This is a genomic window from Vogesella amnigena (assembly GCF_042648905.1).
Lineage (GTDB): Bacteria > Pseudomonadota > Gammaproteobacteria > Burkholderiales > Chromobacteriaceae > Vogesella > Vogesella amnigena.
The window spans coordinates 263,447-272,613 of the sequence record NZ_JBHRYH010000045.1 but is presented as its reverse complement, the minus strand read 5'-3'; the positions used below and the strand labels follow the sequence as shown (position 1 = coordinate 272,613).

General features: G+C 61.9%; 9 protein-coding genes. All 9 read right to left on the bottom strand.

The window, feature by feature from the left end:
- A partial coding sequence (locus ACFOKJ_RS15675) for a retention module-containing protein (protein ID WP_390281312.1) occupies positions 1–1,713 on the bottom strand: 1,713 nt, incomplete at its 3' end.
- A gap of 433 nt (positions 1,714–2,146) precedes the next feature.
- Positions 2,147–2,782 carry a tetratricopeptide repeat protein gene (locus ACFOKJ_RS15670; RefSeq protein ID WP_390281311.1) on the bottom strand — a complete coding sequence of 212 codons (636 nt, stop codon included), beginning with the start codon at positions 2,780–2,782 and terminating at the stop codon, positions 2,147–2,149.
- 81 nt (positions 2,783–2,863) lie between these two features.
- Positions 2,864–4,471 (bottom strand): response regulator, encoded by a 1,608-nt coding sequence (locus tag ACFOKJ_RS15665; protein WP_390281309.1) that lies wholly within the window; start codon positions 4,469–4,471, stop codon positions 2,864–2,866.
- 283 nt (positions 4,472–4,754) lie between these two features.
- Complete coding sequence (locus ACFOKJ_RS15660) at positions 4,755–4,970, bottom strand: YdcH family protein (RefSeq protein WP_390281307.1); 216 nt, start codon at positions 4,968–4,970, stop codon at positions 4,755–4,757.
- A gap of 108 nt (positions 4,971–5,078) precedes the next feature.
- Entirely contained in the window at positions 5,079–5,687 is a 609-nt protein-coding gene (locus ACFOKJ_RS15655) for a phosphorylase family protein (protein WP_390281305.1), read from the bottom strand.
- A 76-nt stretch (positions 5,688–5,763) separates the two neighbouring features.
- Entirely contained in the window at positions 5,764–6,045 is a 282-nt protein-coding gene (locus tag ACFOKJ_RS15650; RefSeq protein WP_390281303.1) for a hypothetical protein, read from the bottom strand.
- Between the two features lie 145 nt (positions 6,046–6,190).
- Positions 6,191–7,228 carry a histone deacetylase family protein gene (locus ACFOKJ_RS15645; RefSeq protein ID WP_390281301.1) on the bottom strand — a complete coding sequence of 346 codons (1,038 nt, stop codon included), beginning with the start codon at positions 7,226–7,228 and terminating at the stop codon, positions 6,191–6,193.
- A gap of 83 nt (positions 7,229–7,311) precedes the next feature.
- Positions 7,312–8,355 (bottom strand): extracellular solute-binding protein, encoded by a 1,044-nt coding sequence (locus ACFOKJ_RS15640; RefSeq protein ID WP_390281299.1) that lies wholly within the window; start codon positions 8,353–8,355, stop codon positions 7,312–7,314.
- A 23-nt stretch (positions 8,356–8,378) separates the two neighbouring features.
- Positions 8,379–9,167, bottom strand: a complete 789-nt coding sequence (locus ACFOKJ_RS15635; RefSeq protein WP_390281297.1) for an ABC transporter permease — start codon at positions 9,165–9,167, stop codon at positions 8,379–8,381.

The following is a 9,167-nucleotide window of genomic DNA, read 5'->3' as shown; positions in this document are numbered from 1 at the left end:
GGCGTTCAGTTGCAGCTTGACGGTTACATCCACGTCGGCAGCCTGGCTCAGGCTGACGGTGAAGTGGGCGTCGCTGCCTTCGTTCACCTGGCCGGCGTCGCTGATACTGACGCTCGGACGGTCGGCTTCATCGGTAATGGTGGCGGTACCTTCTGCATCACTACCATTGACCGCAGCAGTCAGGGTGTAGCTTTCGTTGCCTTCATAGGTTTCGTTGTCATTGGTAGCCACCTGCACCAGGAAGCTGGTGGCACCTGCCGGCACCTGTACCACGTTGCCGGCCACATCGACGTAGGAAGCACCACCATCGAAGCTGACACGGAAGGAGGTGCCAGTATCGTCACCCACCGTTGCGCTACCGGAGTTCAGGGTCAGGGTTACGTTGGTAACGGTAGTGCTGTCGTTGCTCAGGGTAACGGTGAAGGTGTTGCTCTCGCCTTCCACCACGGTATCGCCAACCACGCTCTCTACCTTCGGCAGGTCGGCTTCGTCGGTGATGGTGGCAGTGCCGGTAGCTTCGCCACCGTTGGCCGCAGCTGTCAGGGTGTACTGCTCGTTACCTTCGTAGGTGTCGTCATTCAGCGTGCCTACCTGCACCTGGAATGTGGTCGCGCCTGCCGGTACGGTGACAGTGAATTCGCCATCCGGGCCCAGTTCCAGGAACTGCTCTTCGCCATCGATGATGACGGTAACGCTCAGGCCGGAATAATCCTTGCCGCGGGTTGCGCTGTCGTCGCCCAGTGTCAGGTTAACCGTGGTTGCGGTAGTGCTGTCGTTGCTCAGGGTAACGGTGAAGGTGTTTTGGCCACCTTCTTCTACCGAGTTGCCTTCCACACTGGAGACTTTCGGCAGGTCGGCCGCATCGGTAATGCCGGCTTCGGCAGTAGCGGAGCTGGTGCTGCCACTGGCAGTCAGCGAGTAGTTTTCCGTGCCTTCGTAAGTCTTGTCATCCTGGGTATCCACCTGTACCTGGAAGCTGGTGGTACCGGCCGGCACATTCACGGCGAAGCTGCCATCGGCAGCCACGGTTACGGTTTGCACCACGCCATTGATCACGACGCGCACGGTTTCCGGGTTGGTGTCGGTACCCACAGTGGCGGTGCCGCTGCCCAGCTGCAGCTGGATGGTGGTATCGATATTGTTGGCGCTGAGGTTGACCACGAAGCTGTTGGTCTCGCCTTCTGCCACGCTGTCACCGGAAACGGACAGTACTTCCGCGGCGACCTGCAGGCCATTGGCGGGGTTGGTTTGCTGGGTGGTAGTGGTGCTTTCGCTCAGCGAGGAATCCAGCGATGCGGCGGTAACGCCTTCGCTCACTCGGCCCAGAATGGTGTAGGAGGTACCGCCGTCCTCACCACCTGCGCCGGTCAGGCCCGCGGCAGTGGCTTCCAGGTTCTGCAGCGGATCGGCGCCGTTCTGCAGGGCGGCCAGCACTTGCTGCGCTTCGGTCGGCATGGTGGCCAGGGCGGCATCGCTGTTGTCGGCATGGCCGAAGACGTCATCGGTGATGGTCAGGTCGCGCGGGCCGGCGATCTTCACGGCCTCGCCATCGAATGGCTGCATTTCGATATTGGCGTCTGCGGCAACAACGAGGTATTCCCCCACTGCCACCACATCACCCAGGTGCAATACACGCTGGCTGCCATCGGGCGAGACGGCAATTACCTTGCCAGTGATGGCGACGATTTTTGCTTGTTGGCTTACCGCACTCATACAGACACTCCATGGACACGTTATGTGAGGATGCCAGTGTATGAATAGGAAAATTCATAGGCCATTGTACTGAAGGGCAATGCCACAAAAAAACCAACAGGCATAAGCAGCCACTTCGCCGACCCACTAGCTTGGCAGCCTTGCTGCAGCAGGATTCGACCAGGCAGGCAGTGACAAACAGCCGGCGATGACATTCAGGTTGACCGTCCTGTCTGACAATAAACAAAAAATCGCTGCCGTTTTGGCATTAAAAACAAAATTACCAAAACACTTTAAACAAAACGCGCAATTCCATGGACATAAGCCCCACTCCCGCCGACCGCATAACAGCTGTGGATAAGCTTATCCACAGCCCTACGGCAAACTGCCGGCAAAAAGCAAAAACGTGACACTTTGCTGCGTCACGTTTTTGCAAACTGCTGAATATGAAGGATTATTGTGCCGGACTGATTCGCCGCGCCAGGGCAATGGCTTTCAGGCTGGCGGCGACATCGCCCTGTACACCAGCCCGCGCATACCAGAGGATGGCCCGCTCCAGATCCTGACCGACGCCATCGCCGTGTTCATACATGCTGGCAATCAGGTACTGGGCGCCGGCATCGCCCTGCTCGGCGGCCTGTTCGTACCAGTAGGCGGCCATGCGCAGGTCGCGTGGCGCGCCGCGGCCAAGGTAATACTGGGTAGCGAGATCCAGCTGCGCAGCTCGCAGGCCCTGCAGTGCCGCCCGCATGAACCAGCTGGTGGCGCGCGGCTGCGACCGGGGCACATGGTCACCATGTTCATATAACAGCCCCAATACGTACTCGGCCTGTGGCAGCCGCTTGTCGGCCGCCACCCGCAACCAGCGCAAGGCCTTGTCGTAGTTTACGGGTACCGATTCGCCACGCCAGTGCATGATGGCGAGGTTGAACGCCGCCACGCGGTTGCCTTCTGCCGCCGCTCGCTGGAAGCGGTCCCGTGCCTGCTGCCAGCGTCCGGCCTGGTAGTCCTGCCAGCCTTCGATCTCGGGCAAGGGAGGCGCCGCGTGAGCCAGCCCGCCCAGCAATAGACAAATCCAGAGCAGCCGCATGATCGCTCCTTTCATGGCCAGACAGTCCGGCATGACAAGGAATGGGACCATGCCGCGGCGGATAAACTCCCGCCGGGCAGCTTATTCCTTGATTATCTCGGCCTCGCTGCCGGCGTTGTCCAGCTTCAGCAGCCTGCGCTGGAAACCTTGCACCCGCTCATGCTCCAGCGGCAGCCAGTGCATCAGCTCGCGTACCCGGGCAATGCTTTCCGCATCGCCCTGCTGCAGCAGCAGCGCACAGGCGTTCATGCCCAGGCGCTCGTTGAGGGTGCGCTGCGCCTGTTCGTACAGCAACTGCGCCGCCTGCACCCGCTGCTTGTCCTTGGTCAGTGCCACTGCCTCGTCGTTGGTAAGTTGCAGTTCGGCATACACATCGCGGATCACTTGCGCCAGCTGCTCGCGCTTGCGGGTCATGGCGGTGAGCTGTTCCACGTCCTGATGGGTACGCGCAAAACGCAGCGCCAGCCGCTGTATCCATTCCGGCCCGCAGTAGCCTTCGATATCGGGAGGCAGCCGCACCACGGCCTCCAGGAAGCGTACCCCGCTGCGCCAGGCCAGGCGCCCTTCGCCCAGCAAGGCCGCCGCCTGGCGCAGCGATTCCTGCGCCTCGGCATGCGCCTGCCGCCCCAGCAGGCTGATGGCACGGCAGACATGCGGCAGGAAGGCATCCTGGCCGTGCTTGAACATGGTCGACAGCTGGTTGGCAACCTGGTCCATCTTGTCGGTATTGCCCGCCTCGCTGTGCGCCTGCAGCAAGTCGATCAGCACGTCGGCACCAAACGCACTGTTGTTGCGGCCAACCTGTACCGCCTTTTCCAGAAACTGCGCCGCCTTGGCCGGGTCACCGGCATTCAGCGCGCTCTCGCCGGCCAGGCACAGGCGGCGAAAATTGCGCGGCGACATCGCTACCGCCTTTTCCAGCACCGCCAGCGACTCGGCAAACTGCCCGCAACGGGCCAGGTTGTGCGCCAGCGAATCATAGGCATCGGTGTAGTGCGGCGCTTCCTCGATGATTTCCTGCAGCAGCTCGGCGCTTTCCGCCGCCTTGTCCTGGGCGTGCAGGATGCGCGCCATGCCCATCTTGGCCCAGGGTATCGCCCGCAGCTGCATGATTTCGCGGTAGCGCTTGGCCGCCGCATCGTACTGTTCCAGCGCCAGGTGGGTTTCCGCCAGCAGCCGCAGTACATCCAGCTTTTTCACCATATTGTCGGCCTTGGCGACCAGGCCTTCCAGAATGGGAATGGCGTCCTTCTCGCGGCCCTGCATCAGGGCCTCGTGCGCCGGGCGCAGGAAAAACTTGCGATGGAAGGCCTGCTGCATGCGGTCGAGCAGCATCTGGCTGGAAAACGGCTTGAGGATATAGTCGTCCGGCGCCACCTCGGCGGCGGCCACCACGCGCTCGTAGCTGCGCTCGCCGGTGATCATGATCCACACCGTGGTCAGCGGGATGCCGCCTTCGGTACGCAGCTGCTCCAGCAGCTCCTGCCCGTTCATGCCCTCGCCCAGGTGGTAATCACACAGCACCACGTCGAACTGACGGCTTTTCAGGCGGTTGAGCGCGTCGGGGGCGTTGGCGCACATGTCGGCACGGGTAATGTCGACATTGCCCAGCATTGCCCGCACCGACTGCCGGACAGTCAGCGAATCATCGATGACCAGAACTGTGGTCTTGTCGTTCAGCTCACTCACGGGGATGGGGTCCCAATTGCTTGTGTTGTCATTGCCGGCTAGTCATTCCACGGGGGGGAGCCAGCGTTTTTTTGCACTATAACTTATCGCAAGCTTGTAAATGATTATTTGATCTACAAGTCATAACTTGAAGATGCCTGTTTTGTCGAAAGTGTGTCCAATTCGACATATACAACTTGCCACCCTGGCGCCCATCACGCAGTGCAGGCTGCCTATATCCACAATAGTAAAACCCCGCCAGGCTTGTACTGGCGGGGTTTCGGCTGGCGCGAAAGCGCAATGTTCAGACTTCGGCGGCCTTCAGGATCACGTACAGCTCGTCCTTGAGCTTCAGTTTTTCCTTCTTCAGGTTCTCGATCTCTACCGCGCTGGCCGGCTCGATGCGCGCTTCCATGTTCTTGATCTGCTGATCCAGCTCGTTGTGGCGGTCGAACAGACGGGTAAAGTGGGCATCTTCGGTTTTCAGTTTGCTGATCAGATCGCGAAATTCCGGAAACATATCGACTCCTTAGGGTGGGTTGCTAACGCTTGTTCGAATCCATGCTACGGCTGCAATAGCCAGCCTACTTTGATCCAGAACACAAAACCACTCGGCATCGTCCTATTCCTAATTGCCTGGATGTGCCACCTGCAGATGATCAAGCAAGCGGTGTAGCCCTGCGGTAAGCGCCTGCACCGAACCGGTCATGTCCCAGTCATCATGGCCGGGCTTTACCACGTTGGAAATGGCGCGCAGCTGCAGGAATGGCACCTGTTCCTCGCGGCAAACGTGGAAGAACGCCGCACCTTCCATGTTCTCAATATCCACGCCGCGACTGTCGATGAACGGCGCCAGCGCGGCGTTCAGCGAGGCGCTGCGCGCCAGCGGAAACGGCGTGTCAGCCGGCAGGTGGTGGCATGGCAGGGTATGGCGGCGCACGAAATCCATGTCCAGCGGCAGATGCGCCAGATGGGTAAAGCCTTCGGGAGTGAAAAAACCCAGGTCGGCCTCCACCTCGGAAGCCACCAGCACCACATCGCCAATCGCCAGGTCGGCATGCGGGTACATGCCGGCAATGCCGGCCAGTATCAGTAGTGAGGGCTGGTGCTGCTGGATGGTCTTCATGGTGCTGTAGGCGGTAGCGGTGAGGCCCACGCCGCTGATGATGCTGCGCACGCCATCGCGCTGGAACAACGCCGCCTCGCTGGCAGTGGGAAACAGGATGCAGATCGACATGACACACCTTGCAGACAGGAATATAGCCGCATTGTAGCCAGCCACCATGCTTTTGCCTGCAAGGTTTGCCGCAGGCTCAGGCCACGGTATCGATCAGGCTGCCTACCGCCTTCAGCCCGGCCACCCCCGCCAGCCCGGCAGCGCCCAGGGTGGCGATGTCCGCCGTCTGCGCCGCTGCCTGCACCACGCCCACCGCCACGGTAGTGGCGCCGGCCAGCGCCTCGCTGCCGCCACTGGCCACCTTGCCGATGCCGCTGCCCACCTGGCGCAAGCCGCTGCCGATGGTATTGCCCGCCGCCATCAATCCGCTGATGCTCATCTGCCGCCCTTTCACGCCATATTGTTCATGTGTCGGCATGTGTCTGCCGTGTTGCTGCGTGTAGCCTAGTGTGTCGGGCAGCGGAAAAACACTGTCAGATTGTTTCTATCCAGACACAAGGCGGAAACAAAGTAGCGGGCCGCAGCTTGTCGCTACGCCCGCCGTGGCATGAGGTGCGGGAGCCTCAGCCGGCTACGCTTTCAAAGCCGCTCAGCACGTTCACCGCGTTGATACCGATATCCTCCACCGCGTAGCCGCCCTCCATCACGAACAGGGTGGGCTTGCCCAGCCGGCCGATCAGCTCGCCCATGCGCAGGTAGTCGTCGTTCTTCAGCTTGAAGCGCGAAATCGGATCGTGCTCGAAGGTATCCACCCCCAGCGACACCACGATGGCGTCCGGCGCGTAGTCGGCAATGCGCTGGCAGGCGTCCTGCAGCGCTTGCTGATAGCGCGCCCAGTCGGTGCCGTGCGGCAGCGGGTAGTTGTGGTTGTAGCCCAGTCCTTCGCCAGCCCCCGGCTCGTCGGCATGGCCGAGGAAGTACGGATACTCCACCAGCGGGTCGCCATGCAGCGACAGGAACATCACGTCGGCGCGCTGGTAGAAGATGCTCTGCGTGCCGTTGCCGTGGTGGTAGTCCACGTCCAGTATCGCCACCCGCGCCGCCCCCTGATCGCGCAGCGCCTGCGCGGCGATGGCCGCGTTGTTGAAGTAGCAGTAGCCGCCCATGTAGTCGGCGGCGGCATGGTGGCCAGGCGGGCGGCACAGCGCAAAGCTGCTGCGCTGGCTGCGCAGCAGCTCGTCCAGCGCGGTCAGCGCCACATTGGCCGAGGAGCGTATCGCCTGCCAGGTGCCGGCAGTGATCGGCACACCGGCATCGAAAGAGTAATAGCCCAGCAGGCCATCGATATCCTGTGGTTTGCGGTCAGTACGCAGGCCGCGCACCGGCCACACCAGCGGTAGCGCGTCGTGGCTGCGGCCGTCGGCGCTCCAGCGGCTCCAGGCGGTTTCCAGGAAAGCGACGTAGCCGGCATCGTGCACGCGCAGTACCGGATCCAGGCCGAATTCGCGCGGGGCGGCGATATCGCCCAGCCCCACCTTGCGCACGCGCTCCAGCACCATGTCGGCGCGGCGTGGCATTTCGAAGCAAGGCTTGAGCGTGCCGTCGATCAGCTCGGCAGTACCGTGGTGCAGGTGGTGGTCATCACTGTAAATCGTCAGCATGAGCGTCTCCCCGGAGCTGCGCGCCGGGGCGCAGCTCCGTTGTTATCCACACAGGGAAAGGTTGGCCGCAGTGGCCTGGCGGTCTATTTCTTCAGCTTGGTCCACACCCGGTCGCGCAGCTGGTTGGCCTTGGGCGAGCAGTTCTTGTTCGGCACGAACAGCGCGCGCATTGCCGGGGTGGGGTTGATGGCCGGGTCGGCCTTCAGATCGGCCAGGAAGTAATTGGATGAGCCCTTGATGGCGTTGTTGTAACCGGTGAAGTTGGATGCCTCGGCGATATTCTTCGGGTCCATCATCCAGTTGATGAAACGCAGCGCGTTGTCGCGGTTCTTGGCGCCCTTGGGCACCACCAGGTTGTCGTTCCAGAACGGAATGCCTTCCTTCGGGTACACGAACACCGCCGACTTCAGCTTCTGGCGGGTGCGGTAGGCGGCGCCGTTCCACTGCTGGTGCATGATCACCTCCTGCGCCTGCATGCGCTCGATGGTGCCGTCGGAGTTGTACATCGCCAGCAGCGGCTTTTGCTGCTCCAGCAGCTCCTGGATGCGCTTGGCCTGCTTCGGGTCCTCGGTACATTGATCCAGCTTCAGGTAGATGGCAGCGGCCTTGTACAACTCGGAGACATCGTTGAGCGCCACCATCTTGCCTTTCAGCTGCGCCGGCGGCTGGAAGAAACTCTTCCAGCTGGCATCCAGCTTGCCGCCGGGTACGCGGCTGGCGTCGTAGGTAAAGCCGGTGACACCCCACATATACGGTGCGGAATACGCCCGCTGCGGGTCGAAATCCGGCTTGTCCAGCGGCGCCTGCACCAGCTTGAAGTTGGGCATCTTGCTGACATCGATCTTCTCCAGCAGGCCTTCGTCCACCATGATCTTCACCATGTAGTCGGATGGCACCACCACGTCGTAACCCTTGGCGCCGGCCTTGAGCTTGGCCAGCAGCGACTCGTTGGAATCGAACACATCCAGGTTCACCTTGATGCCGCTTTCTTTCTCAAACCGTTTGAGCAGCCCCTGCGGAATGTAGTCGGACCAGTTGTACAGGTTGAGTTCGCCGGCGGCCATGGCCGGGCTTGCGGCCAACAGGCCGAGGGACAACGTCACAACATGCAGCTTGCTAGGTTTCATTGGGTTTCTCCCGGAAGGATCGGTCAGGCCTGGCGTTTGCCCAGCCAGTAGGACAGCACCACAAAAACGATGGACACCAACAGCAACAAGGCGGATACCGCATTCACTTCCGGCGTGATCCCCATGCGGATCAGCCCGAAGATGTACACCGGCAGGGTGGTGGCGCCGGCCCCTGCCACAAAGAAGGTGATCACGAAGTCGTCCAGCGACACGATGAAGGCCAGCATGGCGCCGGACAGGATGCCGGGCAGGATCAGCGGCAGCGTCACGCGGCGGAAGGTCGCGAACGGCCCGGCGTACAGGTCGGCCGCCGCCTCGGCCAGCCGTGGGTCCAACCCGGCCAGACGCGCGCGGATCGGCAGATAGGCGAAGGGGATGCAGAACACGGTGTGGGCGATCAGCACCGTGGTCAGCCCCAGCTCCAGCCCCAGCGCCAGGAAGAACAGCAGCGTGGCCACCGCAGTGACGATCTCCGGCACCAGCAGCGGCAGGCCCAGCATGGCGTTGATCGCCGCCTGGCCGCGAAAGCGCCGCCCGCTCATGGCCAGCGCCGCCATGGTGGCGAACAGCGTGGACAGCACGGTAGCGCCGCTGGCGATGATCAGCGAGTTACGCGTGGCCCGCAGGATGTTGTCGTTGTCCATCACCTGCAGGTACCAGTCCAGCGAGAAGCCGGTCCACAGCGTGGCGATGCGGTTAGCGTTGAACGACAGCACCACCAGCACCACGATGGGCAGATACAGGTAGACGAAGGCCAGCAGCGCGGTGGTGCTGACGCCGCGGAACTGCCACAGCTTGTGCGAGTTCTGCAT